Genomic DNA, 15,473 nt, shown 5'->3' with positions numbered 1-15,473 from the left:
CGCTTTACTCGTCGATCGATTGCAGCAACTGTTCAGGTGAGGGCAGGGCCAGCATTTCGGGAGCGCCCTCTTCTTGTGGCTGATCCTCGCCTGTGTCGTGATCCCGCGCTTGCTGCTCGGGGTTCTGATCGACATTGCCGGCATCCGCTTCCTCGACGTCCTCCTTGCCGAAGAAATAGGCTTCCTGAGCCTCGCGTAGCGTGGTCTGTACAAGTTGGCGGCCGCGCTCGCCGGCGCCGACGAAGAAGGCGGTGATGGAGGCGGCCCCAACCACTTCGCGCATTTGCACCTGTTGCAGATTGTCGGCGCGGCGCACTTCCTGGATCTGGGCGTTGACCGCCTCCGACGTCTGCGTCGAACCGTTCACGCGGGCGCTCGGCTTGAGCCCCTCTGTGGCATAGGCCGCGGTGACCGCGGATACGGTGACGATCTGGGTCATGGCGAATTTCCGTTGTGCATTGTAACGGACTGTAACGCGCAACCCTAGAAGTTCGGTTTCAGGCTTTGTTCCATTTTTAACGATTCTGCAATTTCTGCGGGGCTTTCGCGCCCGTCAGCGCGTCTGGTTTGCGATTCCCGTGCGGCCGAATTTGCCGATATCTGTCTGATGCATATCCGGCGGATTGGCCTGTGCAAGGTCTTCGAGGATCGGGCATTCCGGTCGGCCATCGCCGTTGCAGTGATTGGCAAGATGACGCAACGTTTCGGTCATCGCCTTGAGTTCGGCGACTTTGCGCTCGAGGATGGCGATATGGCCGAGCGCGATCTTCTTGACCTCGGCGCTGGCCCGGGAGCGATCCTTCCAGAGCGCGAGCAGATCGCCCATCTGCTCGACGGTGAATCCGAGATCGCGGGCGCGGCGGATGAAGCGCAGCGTGTGGACGTCGTTCATGCCGTAATTGCGGTAGCCTGCCTCGCTGCGGTCAGCAGCGGCGATCAGGCCGATGCTCTCATAGTAGCGGATCATCTTGGCCGAAACGCCGGACTGCTTTGCGACTTCACCGATATTCATCAGGTACCTCTTCAGATTGTTTTCAGCGTCCGTCGATCGCGTGGCGAGAAGACGCAGCGCAAATTGCCGTTTGCGCTGATATAGGTTACTTTGGGCGCATTTTCAGGGAGCGCGAATGGGTAACCTGATCGTAGCATTCGGTCTCATGGGCGGTTTGGGCTTTGGTATCGGAGGGCACAGCGGCCACAGCGGCGGAGGCCATCGAAGATGTTCCTGAGCCTGCCCATCCCCCTGACGTGGGGAAGAGCCAAGCTCGATCATGTCACTCGACCCAGCGCCGTAGCCTCAGCGCATTGCCGACCACGAAGACGCTGGAGAGCGCCATGGCGCCGGCAGCGAAAACCGGCGACAGCAGCACGCCATAGGCCGGATAGAGCGCTCCGGCTGCCACCGGGATCAGCACGGCATTGTAGACGAAGGCCCAGAACAGGTTCTGTTTGATGTTGCGCATCGTCGCGCTCGAAAGCCCGATGGCCCGCGCCACAGCCGCCAGATCGCCGCCCATCAGCACCACGTCGGCGCTTTCGATGGCGATGTCCGTGCCGGTGCCGATGGCGATGCCGATATCAGCGGCGGCGAGTGCCGGTGCGTCGTTGATGCCGTCGCCGACAAAGGCGATGGTCTTGCCGCCGGCGCGCAGCTTTTGCAGCGCCGCCACCTTGCCGTCCGGCAGCACCTCGGCCACGATCGTGTCGATGCCGATCTCACGGGCGATGGCTTCCGCCGTGCGGCGGTTGTCGCCGGAGATCATCGCGACGGTGAGGCCGCGCTGCTTGAGCACCCGGATGGCGGCGGGCGTGTTTGGCTTGACCGGATCGGCGACCGCGATCATGGCCGCGGGCGCGCCGTCGACCACGAGATAGAGCGGCGTCCGTCCCAGCGATGCCAATCGCGCCGCATCGCTGGCAAAGCCTGAAATGTCCTTGCCGACAAACATCCGATCGGCGCCGATCTCGACCATGCGCTCACCGACCTTCGCCTTGACACCGAAGCCTGGCAGGGCTTCGAAATTGCGAACTGTCGGCAAGGTCAGGCCCTCCGACCTCGCCGCGGCGACGATTGCCTGGGCCACCGGATGTTCCGAGTTTGCCTCGATCGCGGCGGCCTGGGCCAGTAACTCGGCGCGGTCAAAACCCTTTGCGACGGCAAAGTCTGTTAGAGCCGGCTTACCTTCTGTAAGCGTACCGGTCTTGTCGAAGGCAATCACAGTCGCCTCGCCAAGTGCCTGCAGCGCATCACCCTTGCGGAACAGGATGCCGAGTTCGGCGGCGCGGCCGGAGCCGACCATGATCGAGGTCGGCGTGGCGAGCCCCATGGCGCATGGGCAGGCGATGATCAGCACCGCGACGCCGTTGATCAGCGCGAATGTCAGCGCCGGATCCGGGCCAAATATCTGCCAGACAAGCACCGTCAGAGCCGCAATACCCATCACCGCCGGCACGAACAAGGCCGTGATCGTATCGACCAGTGACTGGATCGGCAGCTTGGCGCCCTGCGCCTGCTCGACCATGCGGATGATCTGCGCGAGCACAGTATCCGCGCCGATCTTTTCGGCGCGGAAGATGAAGCTACCTGTGCGGTTGACCGTGCCGCCGATCACCGAGCCTCCTGCGGTTTTCTCGACTGGCATCGGCTCGCCCGAAATCATCGACTCGTCGACGAAGGAATGACCATCCTCGACCACGCCATCGACCGCGATCTTCTCGCCGGGCCGGACCTGTATGCGATCGCCGATGCGAATCTCCGCGAGCGGGATCTCCGCCGATTGTCCGTTGTGGATGACGATTGCCGTCTTCGGCTGCAGGCCGATGAGATGCCGGATGGCATCCGAGGTGCGGCCCTTGGCGCGCGCTTCCATGCTGCGGCCTGCAAGCACCAGCGTCACGATCACTCCTGCCGCTTCGTAATAGACATTGGCGGTGCCGGGCGGCAGCACGCCGGGGGCAAAAGTCGCGATGACGGAATAGGACCAGGCGGCGAGCGTGCCGACCGCGACCAGCGAATTCATGTTCGGCGCACCGTGCAGCAATGCCGGAATGCCAGCGCGGTAGAAGCGCAGGCCGGGGCCGAGAAGCACTGCGGTTGCCAGAACGAACTGCAAGATGCGGCTCACGCCCATGCCGATATGCAGCATGATGAAGTCATCCACCGCGGGAATGAAATGCGCCCCCATTTCCAGCACGAAGACCGGAGCGGTGAAAACCGCGGCGAGGATCAGTGCCCGGTCCAGGTTGCGGCTTTCTGCGTCGCGACGCGCGGACTGATCCTCCGGCGGCGCGACAAAATCAAAAGGGCGGGCGGCATACCCCGCATCCTCGACGGCGGCTTCCAGCGTCCTTTCATCGGCCTGGCCGACGACCCGGGTCACCTCGGCACGCTCGGTGGCGAGATTGACATTGGCGGCGATCACGCCGGGTACGTTTTTCAGCGCCTTCTCGACATGCCGGACGCAGGAGGCGCAGGTCATGCCCTCGATGGCGAGCGTGACACTCTCCTCGCCGCCATGCCTCGTTGCAGTATCAGTCAGTGAAACCACGATTCTTCTCCTTATTCTGACTGCAGAAGAAGATGGGGCTTCCAACGATGGGAAGGTCAAGAGGATGAAAGAAAAAAGTCGGCGGGTTGGTTGAGATCGGCGCGGGGCTCGTATGCGCGACGCAACGATCCTTGCTTGTCTTTCATAAAAGAAGATTCCCTGAAGGCACCCGGCGATGAAAGCTATTCTGTCACTTTCCAGGGTGGTCGGCGCCGAGTTCGTATGGACGCGTGAAGCGTTTTCCGTTGAACGTGTGCGTGCAGCATTCACATGTGGGGTTTAGATCGTTCTCGGTGACACAGGGATCGACTGCTGCCAACATATTGCTCTCGTCGACGTAAAGAACGCTGTAGTAGGTGTTCTCACCAACCCGGACGACGGCATTCTTGTCGAGTTCGTTTTCAGCTACGATCCAAAAGATGGCGTCGGGGCGGTCTAATCTTGCGACCGCCTCACTATAAGTTTTTGCCCAGTCTTCTCCGACCCTGGAGGGAAGAAATTTGAACAGCGGTGTGTAATCGAGTCCTCGCTGCTTCTTGCCATGCATCGAGCCAAGCGCCGATTGGTTTTCTTGTTGGCGCTTCGTGTTTCTTTCCCAGGCAAAGTCGCCACGGGTGTGATGGCAAACGCCATGCGTCCGAGTGTTTACGGTTCGATATAGGGGCTTTTTGCGTTCCAGGACTTGCTCCTCTCAGGCAAATCAATTCCCCGATTGCATGCAAGCTATGACTATCGATTTCGAATGTCGGCGGCGATGGCAAGCTTAGCAACCCATGAGCAAATTCGGTAAAGTTTTCCCTTCCGATTATGCTTGTCCCCGGGATAACCCGAGGGCGGCTCCTTCAGGGAGGCCAGCGCTCATCTCTTGTGGCGATAGCGCGCCAGCAGAAGTCCATAGAGCAAGGCGCCGAAGACCAGCGAACCAGACGCCACCGACAATGCCAACGAAAATCCCGCTGCATGGCTGGCGCTATGGGCGAGGATGGCGGCGGCGAGCGGCGGGCCGGCGATCTGGCCGATGCCGTAGAGCGCTGTCATCAGGCCGATGAAGCTCGTTGCATCGACGGGTCTCAGCCGCCGGGCCTCGTGCATGGCGTAAAGCGTGATCACGGTAAACGGCAGGCCGACCAGTACGCTGCCGAGCATGAAGCCCATGACCGAGGGCAGGAGCAAAGCGAAGACGACGCCGACCGATTGCACGATGTAGGACAGGATCAGCACTAGGCGGCCGTCGAGCCTGCGCGGGAAGAAGCGCGTCAGCAATGCCCCGACCGCCACGCCGATGCCGAAGACCGGCCAGAATAGATTGATCCAATGCGTCTCGCCCAATGTCTCCCGCGCGATGACCGGCAGATAGGTGGCGGTGATGATGTAGCCGAAGCCAGCCAGTCCGTAGGCGACCGCCAGGATCATCTGCTCGACCGTCCAACGGTCGCGGCGCCTGTCGGCGGAGGCGTGCCCCGCCGTTACCGTGCTGCCGGTCAACTCGTCCGGCCGATAGACCGGCCAGACGATCAACGACAGGAGCGCGGCCAGTATACCGAAGACCAGCCAGCCTGAGGCCGCGGAACCGCCAACCGAGGAGACGCTGGAGGCCGCTGCCCCCGAGAGCGCGATGCCGATGCCGGGACCGGTATAGATGATGCCGGCGAGATGCGAGGCGCTACGGTCGGAAAGCCGCTTCAGGCTCCAACTGGCCATGAAGACGAAAACGACAGCGGAGATGATGCCGGAAAGCAGGCGCAGGGTGGGCCAAGCCCACGGAATATGGGCGGCCATGGCCACCGTCAACAACACTGTCATCACCAGACCGAAGCGCACCATGACCGCATCGCTGAAGCCAAAGCCGAGCCGGCGGATCAAAGCGGGCAGAGGCATGCACAGCAGCGCGCCGATCAAGTAGCCGACATAATTGGCGGTGGCGAGCAGGCTGCCGCCGCCGATATCGATCGTGCCGTCGTGCAGCATCATCGGCAGGAGGGGCGTGAAGGCGAAGCGGCCGATGCCCATCGCAACGGCAAGCGAGATCGCGCCGGCAAGCGCGACGGCAATCGGAGAGGCTTCAAGCCGGGTGGATTGGATTGCAGTGTCGGACATTGGAATTGATCCGGTTGGGTTTCTTCCTATATCGTGCCGCCAGAACTATCGATCAAATTGCATTTTTGAATGAGCAATATCAATCTGAATGATATTAGCCGGCTCGACTTCAATCTCGCGGTCACCTTCCTCGCCATCTGGCAGGAACGCAGCGTGTCGAAGGCGGCGCAGCGCCTGTCGCTCAGCCAGTCGGCTGTGAGCGCAGCACTGGCGCGTCTCCGGCTGGCGGCGGACGATCCCTTGTTCTTGCGCAGCCGCTTGGGCATGGAGCCGACGCCGAGGGCTGTCGCCATGGCGGCGCAGATCGGCGAAGGCATCGATCTCCTGCGGCAGGCGCTGGTGGTCGACCGGGGGTTCGATCCAGCAAGCAGTGCGCGGCATTTCTCTGTTGGCATGTCCGACGATTTCGAAGTGGCGATCGGACCGGCGCTCTCGACTGCGCTGCTTGCCTCGGCGCCGCGGGTGTCCATCGTCTTCCGGCAGGCAAACCGGCACACGGCGACCGAGATGCTGCTGAGCCGCGAGATCGATCTCGCCGTGGCAGCCGGCGTGCCGGCGTGGACAGGATTGGTGGCCGAGGATATCGGCCGCTCCGGCTATCTGACCATCCTCAACAACAATCTCTGCCAACTCGACCTGCCGCTGACGCTCGACGCGTTCCTGTCGCTGCCGCACCTGCTCATCTCGTTCACCGGCCGCGAAGGGATCGTCGACGAGACGCTGAAAACCATCGGCCGGACGCGCCGCATCCACACGGCGCTGACACATTTCTCGTCGCTGCCGGCCTATCTCGCGACCATGCCGGTTATTGCCAGCCTGCCGGCGCATGCGGCGCGGGTGCTGGCCAAGAATGCCGGCCTGTCGCTGTCGACCATGCCGATCAACATGGGCACCTACATGGTTTCGGTGATCTGCCGGCGCGAGATCGCCGAAGATCCGGCGACCCGCTGGTTGATCGGCATCATTCGCGAGGCTTTCGCGGCGGCCATTCTCAGTGATGCGCCCTCGGAATCCGCGGCAGGAACACTGTGAACAGGCCGAGCAGCGGCAGGTACGAGCAGACCTTGTAGACAAGCACGATGCCATCCTGGCCGTGCTTGTCGGCGAGCAGGCCGAGCAGCGCCGCACCCAATCCGCCGGCGCCGAAGGCGAAGCCGAAGAAGATGCCGGCGATCAGGCCTACCCGGCCGGGAATCAGTTCCTGAGCGAAGACGACGATCGCCGAGAAAGCAGAAGCGAAGATCAGGCCGATCACCACCGACAGAACGCAGCTCCAGAACAGGTTTGCGTATGGCAACAGCAGCGCGAACGGGATAACGCCGAGGATCGAAAACCAAATGACGAAGCGCGCGCCAAAACGGTCGCCGATCGGGCCGCCGAGGAAAGTGCCGACCGCCACCGATCCAAGGAACAGGAACAGCATCAGCTGCGACGCCTGCACGCTCATGCCGAAGCGTTGGATGACGTAGAAAGTGAAATAGCTGGAAATGCTCGACATGTAGACATTTTTGGTCGCCGTCAGCAGGACGAGAATCAGGAAGGCCCAGAGCACCTTGTTCTGTGGCAGCGGTAGCGTACGGCTGGCCGGCGCCTTCGAGACCTGTTGCCGGCGATGGCTGACATACCAGCGGCCGACAAATGAGAGCAGCACCATGCCGACCATGGCGATGACGGAGAGCCAGGCAACACTGCCCTGGCCACGCGGAAGAACGATGAAGGCAGCGATCAACGGGCCGATTGCCTGTCCGGCATTGCCGCCCACCTGGAACAGCGATTGTGCCAGGCCGTGGCGGCCGCCGGAGGCCAGCCGGGCGATGCGCGACGATTCGGGGTGGAAGACGGCCGAACCGAAGCCGATCATGCTGGCGCCGATGAGCAGCATGGTGAAATTATGCGCGTTGCCGAGCGTGATCAGGCCGCAGAAGGTGCTCGCCATGCCGACGGGCAGGGCATAGGGCATTGCCTTCTTGTCAGTGACGATGCCGACCACCGGTTGCAAGAGTGAAGCGGTGATCTGGAAGGTCGCGGTCAACAGGCCGATCTGGATGAAATCGAGGTCGTAATTGGCTTTGAACAGCGGATAGAGCGAGGCCAGCAACGACTGCATGATGTCGTTGAGCAGGTGACCGAAGCTCACCGCAAACAGGATGGAAAGGGTTGCCTTTTGAAACCGGGGAACGGCCGATGCCGTCGACGGCACCGGTTGCGCGTCCGTGACCACTGCCATGGAAATGTCTCCTGAACCGACCCGCTCTTGCGTCGGGATCGTAAGGCTTACTTACATGTCTTGCGGTTGACCTGCTTTTGTGTTTTGGTCGAATTGTTTTGCGATTGGGCCAAACATGAACCGACATGTGCGAGAGCCATCTAAAGACGCCGTTGAGAAGCATGACCGTGCCCTTGCCAGGATCGAGGGAGCGAACGGCGATATCTACGTCCATGCCAACAGCTATCCGACCGGCTATCTGGTGCCGCGGCACATCCATAGCCGCACGCAATTGCTTTGCGCCTTTGCTGGCGTGGCGCTGGTCGAGACCGATCGTGGCCGCTTCATGATCCCGCCGGGGCATGCGCTGCTCATCCCGCCGCGCTTTCCGCATGCGGTGGAAATGCTGAGCGGCATGGAGATGAAATCGGTCTATGTGACGCCGTCGCTGGAGGTCCTGGTCAAGGACCGGCCGCTGGTGCTCGAAGTCACCGACCTGGCGCGGAGCCTGCTTCTGGAGGCCATTCGGCTGCAGGAGGCAATGACCGGTGGCCGCAAGGCCGAGCTGGTCCAGACATTGCTGGTGGAAGAGATCATGGCGTTGCGCGAGCGGCCGCTGGGTCTGCCGTTTCCGCTCGACGGGCGGCTGTCGGCGCTTTGCGCGGCCTTCGTCGCCAATCCGTCGCCGAATGCCCGGCTCGACGATTGGGCGCATGAGCTCGCCATGAGCCGCCGCACCTTCACGCGCTTCTTCCGCCAGGAAACAGGCGTCAGTTTCGTCACCTGGCGCCAGCAGGCAAGCGTCTTTGCCTGCTTGCCGAAGCTGTCGGATGGCCTTTCGGTCACGGAAGTGGCGCTGGAGGCTGGCTATGAGAACGCCGCGGCCTTTACCACCATGTTCCGCCGTGTGCTGGGCTCGCCGCCGCGCAGCTATCTGGGCAGCGGGATCGCAAAACAGTAACGCAGGTGGAATCGCCTCAAACAGCGGCGATAAGACTGACGGTGAGGAGCAGGCTGGCGCTGTTCGACAGCACCACGGGCAGCAGGAAGATGGATCCGGTCAGGATGATCATTGCTCTGCGTCAGGACGGAGCCKGCGGCTCAGCGGTGGAAGATGTCGAGCGGCCGGAACGACACCGGCAGCGTGCCGACGGCGAGAACAGCGAGAAAGGCGAAGGTCATCAGCATGGTCATGGCGGTCACTCCCGTTCGTTGATGAGCGTCTTGTGCCATGCCGTGATCGCATCGGCTGTTCCTTTTGGAACAAGCAGCGCGAGGGTTCGTTGCCCGTCGAAGCGCTAACCAGCACAACCGCTCGGAGTTTCCAATTAAGCGAAAATTTACCATAACTCGTTAGCTTCGTTTTCGTCAGGGCGATCCCCTGGCGCCACCCTTACGGAGCGAATTTCAATGGCCGTCACTGCCCTGYGCGAAGATCTAGCGTCTGCCCTCAAGCCCGAGTATCAGCCCCTCGAACAGAAATACGCCCGTTTTGATGCGTTCTTGAAGACACTCTGGTCGGACGTCTACCCGGAATATACGTCGAGCCTGCACGACTATATCACTGCCAGTGTCTGGCAGCGTGTCAAGGAAGCCCATCCGCTGCCGGCCGGCGCCAAGGTGCTCGACATCGGTTGCGGCCAGGGTGTGGCGCTGAAACATTTCGCCGCCGACAAGCTCGATGCGATCGGCATCGCCATCGGCGAAGATATCGACATCTGCCGCCAGAAGGGTTTCAACGCGGTGGAGATGGATCTTTCCTTCCTCGAATTCCCCGACCAGACATTTGATCTCGTCTGGTGCCGGCATGTGCTGGAACATTCGGTGTTTCCGTTGTTCTCGCTCAACGAGACCTGCCGCGTGCTGAAGCCGGGCGGCGTGCTCTATATGGAAGTGCCGGCCCCGGACACGGCCTGCCGCCACCAGAACAATCCGAACCATTATTCCGTGCTGGGTAAGTCGATGTGGCTGCAGCTGATCAAGCGCGCCGGCTATTCCACGGTCACCGTCTCCGACGTCAATTTCAATGTCCCGGCCGGCCCCGACACCTATTGGAGCTTCATCGTCCAGAAGGCTGGTTAACGCTCGTTTCTCTCATGTAAATGGCCGCTTGCGCTCCGGTGCAGGCGGCCTTTCCATGTCTTTAGAAGGTTTCGTCTTGTCACACGAGACGAGCTACGATGGCCTCTTCCTCCGGGCGGCTGCCATTGCGGAGCCGTCTTTCGCGTTGCGCGCCATGCTCATTTGCCCGCGACAAAATGACCTCGCCAAATGAGAGAGCATGGGGCTAATGTTTTCGGTCAGCGGCTTCGCGCCATTTTCCGGAGATAACCGGCTGCCTGAATCGCGCGTCTTACGAAGCTGGTAAGTCTCGCTTCCTGTTCAATCGCGATGGAGAGCCTAATGCCTTTCTCGACATACATCACTATCGATAAAGCAACCGGTTCATTTAACACGGCGGGGACCGATATCAGATACCTTGTCACCACTGCTGGTCTCATCGACGCGGGTCCAGGGGATGCTGCAGAAATTCAAGGGTCCGATGACTCGTTCATCATAGAGGGAGAAATCAGCGCCGCCGGGATCGGTATGAACTTTACCCCCTTGACGGGAGATAGCCTCAGCGACGAGCTAGTTGTCATCGGCAAAACCGGCAGCGTGACGGGAGCCGGCACTGGCTATGGCGCGATTGCGATGGGCGCCACCCACAGCATCGTCGAGAATTCCGGGTCGGTCTGGGGTGATACCTATGGCGTCTATTTCAACGGCGTCACAGATGACGGCAAGGTCTCGCGCATCGACAATTTCGGCAGCATGACATCGCAGGGATACGGTATCGACGCGCTCGGCGCCGAGGAACTGATCGTCCGCAATAGCGGGACGATCTCCGGGCCGAATGGGAGCTTTTTTGAAGCGTCCGGCGGTGCGATCGACAGGGTGATCAATACCGGCGAAATGCTTGGTAATGTCGTGCTCGGCGGCGGCAACGATTACTATGATGGCCGCAAGGGCGACGTGGATGGGACCGTCTTCGGTGGAGATGGAAACGACGTCCTCTATGGTGGTGCGGAGGACAATATCATCGAGGGCGATGCGGGCAAGAATACCCTGATGGGCGGCCAGGGCAATGACAGTTTCGTGTTCGCGGCGACACTGGCAAAAGGCAATGTCGATACGATCCTCGATTTCAGCCACTCTGACGATACGTTCATGCTGGACAGCAGCATGTTCACCGGCCTGAAGGCCGGCAATCTGCCAACCTCGGCCTTCAAGGAGATCTCAAGCCCGACCTCCACGGCAGGAGTCGACGGCAGCGACCGCATTCTCTACGACAAGGCGGATGGCAACCTCTATTTCGACCAGGATGGCTCGGGGACGCATTTTGATCGGATATTGTTCGCGCATGTGACGGATGGCACCATCCTCGACAATACCGATTTTCAGATCTTCTAGAGCCGCTCCTGCGGAAACATGCCGATCTCGCAGACGGCGGCATGAAAGGCGAGGCGGGCCGATTTCGACGCCTCGGGAGCATCGAGATTGGCCTGACAGCGCCGCCGTGCGAGGCTGTAAAGATAGCCCCGCTCTGTCGGCGTGCGACCATCGAGAAAATGGATGGCCTCGCGCGCATTGCGGATGATGGTCGTCTCGTCGCCCCATTTCATGATAACCGGCGAATCCCATTCTGTGTTCATGTTCGTTCCCTAGACTAAAAGGCAGGCGATATGCCGCGGCCTATAGTTAACGCAGGGAAAACATGAATGGTTTCGGTGCGGTAGCGCACAAATACGAAGAACCGGCAATGCCGGCTCTTCGGCTTGCTTCGTCCTAATTGGCGATTATTTTGTGTGAGGCGATATCAACCGTGATCTTGTCAAATCGCGATTGCGCCAGGGTTACTCTGTCGCTTACGAGGTGAAAGCCGATCGCGATCTTTTCCTTGTCGGCGCTGACGCGCAGATAGCCATATCCGCTGTCGTTGTATTTCTCCATCGACAGGCCATCGGTGGTGATTGCGGGTTTTGCATCGAGATAGTCTACGGGAATGCCGAAATGCGGCACATCGGCAGGATGGCCGTGCGATGCGCGCACGATGGCATTGACGTGATGGCCGCCATCGCCGCAGACGATGAACGGGACTTCACAGGCTTGCCCGCCCATGGTTACCCTGCGCGTATAGCGCTGGTAGTTGTGTGCGTGCCCCGAAATGAAGGCATGGGGATAGACGCCGATTTCTGCGCAAATGGTATCGATCTCGGCCAGCATTTCGATGCTGCCGCTGTGCGAGCCACCGGTGCCGCGGTGATTCTTGGGCGGGGCATAGCTGAAAGGCGGGTGATGCACGGCAATGAGCACGGCACCCTGATAGTTCTCTTGCTTGATCTTCGTCAGTTGGGCCCTGAGGAAGTCCAGTTGGACATCGGTGACAGCAGGCCATTTGCCGCCCTCGGTGGAGATCACGCCCGGATCCTCGAGTGCATTGCTGAACAGACAGAGTATCCGGACGAAGGGGACGTCCAATGCGTAATAGACACCCGGTTGCGTCATCGCCGTGCGGTGCAGCGAGCGGGCCTCGGGCGTGATGACGAAGCTTTGCGAACAAAAGTTTCGTGAAAAGACGGCCAATGCAGTCTGAGCAGGCGGCGTATTCGGCAGGACGAAAGAGTCGTGGTTGCCCGGTATCGCGAAGATCGGCGCGGGATAGTCGCGGAACGGTGCGTAGAACTGATCATAATAATATTGCGACTCGCCGAAGCTGTAGACCAGATCACCCATGTGCAGCAGGAATGCGGGGCGATTGGTGGTGTCCGTGACATTGCAGTCCATGGTGAGCTGATCAGCGACGCTCAGTTCATCGGCATATTGCTTGCCTTCCTCCGTCGCGCCCGAGTCGCCGATGGCATGGAAGACGATGCGCCCCGCCGCTGTAATTTGGTTGACGACGTCAGGACCGCGCTGGCCGAGAGCGGCTGCCAGACTGAACATCTCGTCTGCCGCCGCCCGTGACGGCGGCACGGCAACGACCTGCGTCTTCAGGAGATCGTGAACCTCGTCATAGAGCGGCCCGTCAGACGGATGTTTGGTGAGAAAACCGGCGGGATCATGGCTTGGTTTTCCCTCGGAAAACACCGGTTCATGGAATAGTGGGGCTGAAAATGCGGGGCTAGGTGCTGCCATTTCAAATCCTCCCTCGTCGCGTCCACAGTGGATCGCGCTGACGCGGGAGATACTGCGTCATTTGCAATTCTACGGTAAAGCAACGTTTATTTATGATTGTCTTAACTTGCATTACACAATTCAATCTATGGAGCGCATGGAGGCTTTCAAAACTTGGCCGCGCGGCGCATTTGTTTGGCAAGAGCGGACGGGCCTGGCTTCTCGCCATGAAGCTTTTCAAACGGTTGTATCTGTTTTTTGTTTTCTATCAGTTTGCCGTCGCCACGCGCGTCGGCGGCTGCTTCGATCGCCTGCGAAGAGGGACAGATATGCGGCGTATTGACGCGGGTCTGCGGCGGCATGTTTCGTATCGCGAGCCTGCATCGGAGAAAGGCAGTCGGGATGCCGCAGCCTGATCGGTGGTGCGGCGCAGCCGAGCCGGAGGACGCGATGACCGTCATCTCTCGCCAAGATGGCTTGACATTCCGGGTGATCGAGGATTGATCGGGCGGGCGACTGCGAACCTGATCAGTTCATCGACGTTGTGGATCGCCACAATCTCCGCTCACTTATGCTGCCCTGCAGACATCCATGGAGGTGCGCCATGACGCTCCAGCCTGCCACGATCGACAAGTTGAGCAAGCTCTTTCCCCGGCTTGCCAGCAACCATGACGGCGAAGTGGTGGCAACAGCCAGGGCCATCGTCCGCACGCTGGAATCGGTCGGCAGCTCACTCCACGATCTGAGCGCCGCCATGACCCCAAAAACGGAGCAGAAAATCGTCTATCGAGACAAGGCGGTCTATCGCGATCGTCCAGGGGCGCCGGAGGCAAAGCCCCAACCAGACTATATCGCCATGTCGAGCGAGCGAACCATCCGACTCGCCAAAATCCTGCTCGCGGAAAATCATCTCAAAGAGCGGCAGGAAAAGTTTGTCCAGCATATGCTCAAGGCGGCAGCACTGAGCAAGAACAAATTCCCGGTGACGGTCAAGCAGTGGAAAAGGTGGCAATCGATCCTCGTCGATAACGACATCTTCGAGGAAGAAGCGTGATCCCGCTTATTCAGCCTCCGACATGGATCCCGGCTTCCGCCGCAGCCAGTCGCGGTCAGGGGAGAACCGGTGTCGGGCTCTACTCTGTTTGAGGCTTGGCTACAGGGCTGGAACCGCCCCGTAGGTTTGGTATATACAGCCCGATTGGCGACACCGGCGACGCCGTTGTTTGGCCGAATCATTGAGAAAGGCCTCGTGAGGCAAGGCGTTGCCGTCGATGCAATGCCATAGTAAATTCCCCTCGGTGCGAGCTCTCCGCATAAAGACTTTACAGGCGTCCAATCGGCTAGGGCTGCCGRCGCTCCCCGGAGTCGATCATGGTTCTGAATTCGCACAGCGAGGCTAAATATCAGGCGAGCAGCCAGCTCAGGGCGGCCATACAGCTTCCCAATTTGCGCGTCGAGCGACGCCGACTGGAGGCCGGCCATCACGTGCCAGGCGTACGATCCTCAACCGAGCTTGCCTTCGTCATTGCTGGCCGTGCATTTGCTCAGCAAAACACCAACGGCGCGACCGGCCGATATTTCATTCAACCAGGTATCGCATGCATTCTGCCGAAGGGAGTCGAAGAGAGCGAAAGTGCGAATACATCGCCCATCGAATGCCTGCACGTCTATTTGCCCGAGACGCTGATCGCGCACAGCGCCCTGGCCGACTATGATATTGATCCTGCTAAGGCAGAATTGTCCTATGTTGGCGGCCTGAGAGATTCGACGCTCTATCAGATAGCAATCGCGTTCAACGAAATTTTAGGTCGAGCGGGTGAGCCGGCCGACCGCCTTTTTCTGGATGGCATGCAGGCGGCACTCGCGGGATACCTGTTGGGTACTTATGCGATAGACCGTTGGCAGCGCCCCGCCAGATCGCCCGATTTTGACAGCAAGCGGTTCAAGCGCGTACTCGAATATATCGAATCCCATCTCACCGGCGACATCAGGCTGGGCGATCTGGCACAAGAAGCCTGTCTCAGCCAGTTTCACTTCTCGCGCCTGTTCCGGGAGGCGACCGGCCTTTCGCCTCACGGCTACGTGACCTTTCGTCGGGTGCAGGAGGCGCAAAAGCGGCTCGAACTTGGCGAATCCTCGCTGATTGAGATCGCTCTGGAAGCGGGTTTCGGGTCTCAGGCCAATTTCATCCGGGTTTCCCGCAAGGCGACTGGACTTACGCCCGGCCAATATCGCGAGCTACGCAGGCGTTAGGGCAGACCGCCATCACCTTTCCAATAGCAAGAATTGCCCATGGCTCCGCAAGAATCGGAAATACCGCGACCCTTTTGCGCTCTAGGCTTGGGTCACGGTGCTGAACAGCGTGGGAGAGAAGTGTCGGAGCACGATTGAGGCGTGAGGTTGGGCGTGCGCTTCGTCCGGCTCGATAATGTCGTGATCGAACGTCTGCGACATCGTGACGCCAG

At 60.3% G+C, this 15,473-nt stretch carries 15 protein-coding genes; 6 read left to right on the top strand and 9 right to left on the bottom strand.

Features of this window, described 5'->3' with window-relative positions; all coding sequences use genetic code 11:
* Nucleotides 1–4: 4 nt before the first annotated feature.
* The 5 genes from AC1D06_RS19750 to AC1D06_RS19730 all read right to left on the bottom strand — a co-directional run bounded on the left by AC1D06_RS19750 (nt 5) and on the right by AC1D06_RS19730 (nt 5,645).
* Entirely contained in the window at nt 5–439 is a 435-nt protein-coding gene (locus tag AC1D06_RS19750) for a hypothetical protein (RefSeq protein ID WP_477876647.1), read from the bottom strand.
* Between the two features lie 114 nt (nt 440–553).
* Nucleotides 554–1,012 carry a Cu(I)-responsive transcriptional regulator gene (gene cueR / locus AC1D06_RS19745; protein ID WP_477876646.1) on the bottom strand — a complete coding sequence of 153 codons (459 nt, stop codon included), beginning with the start codon at nt 1,010–1,012 and terminating at the stop codon, nt 554–556.
* A 262-nt stretch (nt 1,013–1,274) separates the two neighbouring features.
* Nucleotides 1,275–3,548, bottom strand: a complete 2,274-nt coding sequence (locus AC1D06_RS19740; RefSeq protein WP_477987558.1) for a heavy metal translocating P-type ATPase — start codon at nt 3,546–3,548, stop codon at nt 1,275–1,277.
* A gap of 190 nt (nt 3,549–3,738) precedes the next feature.
* Complete coding sequence (locus AC1D06_RS19735) at nt 3,739–4,095, bottom strand: hypothetical protein (protein WP_477987557.1); 357 nt, start codon at nt 4,093–4,095, stop codon at nt 3,739–3,741.
* A 311-nt stretch (nt 4,096–4,406) separates the two neighbouring features.
* The gene (locus tag AC1D06_RS19730; RefSeq protein ID WP_477987555.1) at nt 4,407–5,645 is read right to left on the bottom strand and encodes a YbfB/YjiJ family MFS transporter; all 1,239 of its coding nucleotides are present in this window, start codon (nt 5,643–5,645) and stop codon (nt 4,407–4,409) included.
* A 69-nt stretch (nt 5,646–5,714) separates the two neighbouring features.
* On the opposite strand from AC1D06_RS19730, the gene AC1D06_RS19725 reads away from it, so the two are divergent.
* Entirely contained in the window at nt 5,715–6,677 is a 963-nt protein-coding gene (locus AC1D06_RS19725) for a LysR substrate-binding domain-containing protein (RefSeq protein WP_477987554.1), read from the top strand.
* On the opposite strand, the gene AC1D06_RS19720 is transcribed toward AC1D06_RS19725, so the two are convergent.
* On the bottom strand, nt 6,637–7,872 hold the full coding sequence (locus AC1D06_RS19720) for an MFS transporter (protein ID WP_477987553.1): 1,236 nt from the start codon (nt 7,870–7,872) through the stop codon (nt 6,637–6,639). The genes AC1D06_RS19725 and AC1D06_RS19720 overlap by 41 nt on opposite strands.
* 115 nt (nt 7,873–7,987) lie before the next feature.
* On the opposite strand from AC1D06_RS19720, the gene AC1D06_RS19715 reads away from it, so the two are divergent.
* The 3 genes from AC1D06_RS19715 (at nt 7,988) to AC1D06_RS19705 (ending at nt 11,304) form a co-directional block, all read left to right on the top strand.
* Nucleotides 7,988–8,812: an AraC family transcriptional regulator gene (locus tag AC1D06_RS19715; RefSeq protein ID WP_477987551.1), complete on the top strand. Its 825-nt coding sequence runs from the start codon at nt 7,988–7,990 to the stop codon at nt 8,810–8,812.
* A gap of 542 nt (nt 8,813–9,354) precedes the next feature.
* Nucleotides 9,355–9,933 (top strand): class I SAM-dependent methyltransferase, encoded by a 579-nt coding sequence (locus AC1D06_RS19710; protein ID WP_477987550.1) that lies wholly within the window; start codon nt 9,355–9,357, stop codon nt 9,931–9,933.
* A gap of 507 nt (nt 9,934–10,440) precedes the next feature.
* Nucleotides 10,441–11,304, top strand: a complete 864-nt coding sequence (locus AC1D06_RS19705; RefSeq protein ID WP_477987549.1) for a calcium-binding protein — start codon at nt 10,441–10,443, stop codon at nt 11,302–11,304.
* Here AC1D06_RS19705 and AC1D06_RS19700 read toward each other — a convergent pair.
* From AC1D06_RS19700 to AC1D06_RS19690, 3 genes are all read right to left on the bottom strand, one after another.
* Complete coding sequence (locus tag AC1D06_RS19700; protein WP_477987548.1) at nt 11,301–11,546, bottom strand: DUF982 domain-containing protein; 246 nt, start codon at nt 11,544–11,546, stop codon at nt 11,301–11,303. The genes AC1D06_RS19705 and AC1D06_RS19700 overlap by 4 nt on opposite strands.
* A 133-nt stretch (nt 11,547–11,679) precedes the next feature.
* Nucleotides 11,680–13,029, bottom strand: a complete 1,350-nt coding sequence (locus AC1D06_RS19695) for a metallophosphoesterase family protein (protein ID WP_477987547.1) — start codon at nt 13,027–13,029, stop codon at nt 11,680–11,682.
* Nucleotides 13,030–13,175: 146 nt separating this feature from the next.
* A complete protein-coding gene (locus tag AC1D06_RS19690) occupies nt 13,176–13,370 on the bottom strand; it encodes a hypothetical protein (RefSeq protein WP_477987546.1) in 195 nt (64 codons plus the stop codon).
* A gap of 242 nt (nt 13,371–13,612) precedes the next feature.
* Here AC1D06_RS19690 and AC1D06_RS19685 point away from each other — a divergent pair, with 242 nt between their 5' ends.
* Nucleotides 13,613–14,062, top strand: coding sequence for a hypothetical protein (locus AC1D06_RS19685; RefSeq protein ID WP_477876634.1), 450 nt, complete (start codon nt 13,613–13,615; stop codon nt 14,060–14,062).
* A 317-nt stretch (nt 14,063–14,379) separates the two neighbouring features.
* Complete coding sequence (locus AC1D06_RS19680) at nt 14,380–15,261, top strand: helix-turn-helix domain-containing protein (RefSeq protein WP_477987545.1); 882 nt, start codon at nt 14,380–14,382, stop codon at nt 15,259–15,261.
* Nucleotides 15,262–15,473: the final 212 nt, after the last annotated feature.

This window comes from Rhizobium sp. P2_G2 (genome assembly GCF_056403555.1).
Note: the sequence above shows the minus strand (reverse complement) of the source record. Positions and strands in the feature narration are given on the sequence as shown.

Bases quoted from the DNA above. Each gene is read 5' to 3' on its own strand.
- AC1D06_RS19750 (WP_477876647.1), bottom strand. From the start codon at position 439: ATGACCCAGATCGTCACCGTATCCGCGGTCACCGCGGCCTATGCCACA.
- cueR (WP_477876646.1), bottom strand. From the start codon at position 1,012: ATGAATATCGGTGAAGTCGCAAAGCAGTCCGGCGTTTCGGCCAAGATG.
- AC1D06_RS19735 (WP_477987557.1), bottom strand. From the start codon at position 4,095: ATGCATGGCAAGAAGCAGCGAGGACTCGATTACACACCGCTGTTCAAA.
- AC1D06_RS19730 (WP_477987555.1), bottom strand. From the start codon at position 5,645: ATGTCCGACACTGCAATCCAATCCACCCGGCTTGAAGCCTCTCCGATT.
- AC1D06_RS19725 (WP_477987554.1), top strand. From the start codon at position 5,715: ATGAGCAATATCAATCTGAATGATATTAGCCGGCTCGACTTCAATCTC.
- AC1D06_RS19720 (WP_477987553.1), bottom strand. From the start codon at position 7,872: ATGGCAGTGGTCACGGACGCGCAACCGGTGCCGTCGACGGCATCGGCC.
- AC1D06_RS19715 (WP_477987551.1), top strand. From the start codon at position 7,988: ATGAACCGACATGTGCGAGAGCCATCTAAAGACGCCGTTGAGAAGCAT.
- AC1D06_RS19705 (WP_477987549.1), top strand. From the start codon at position 10,441: ATGAACTTTACCCCCTTGACGGGAGATAGCCTCAGCGACGAGCTAGTT.
- AC1D06_RS19700 (WP_477987548.1), bottom strand. From the start codon at position 11,546: ATGAACACAGAATGGGATTCGCCGGTTATCATGAAATGGGGCGACGAG.
- AC1D06_RS19695 (WP_477987547.1), bottom strand. From the start codon at position 13,029: ATGGCAGCACCTAGCCCCGCATTTTCAGCCCCACTATTCCATGAACCG.
- AC1D06_RS19690 (WP_477987546.1), bottom strand. From the start codon at position 13,370: ATGCCGCCGCAGACCCGCGTCAATACGCCGCATATCTGTCCCTCTTCG.
- AC1D06_RS19685 (WP_477876634.1), top strand. From the start codon at position 13,613: ATGACGCTCCAGCCTGCCACGATCGACAAGTTGAGCAAGCTCTTTCCC.
- AC1D06_RS19680 (WP_477987545.1), top strand. From the start codon at position 14,380: ATGGTTCTGAATTCGCACAGCGAGGCTAAATATCAGGCGAGCAGCCAG.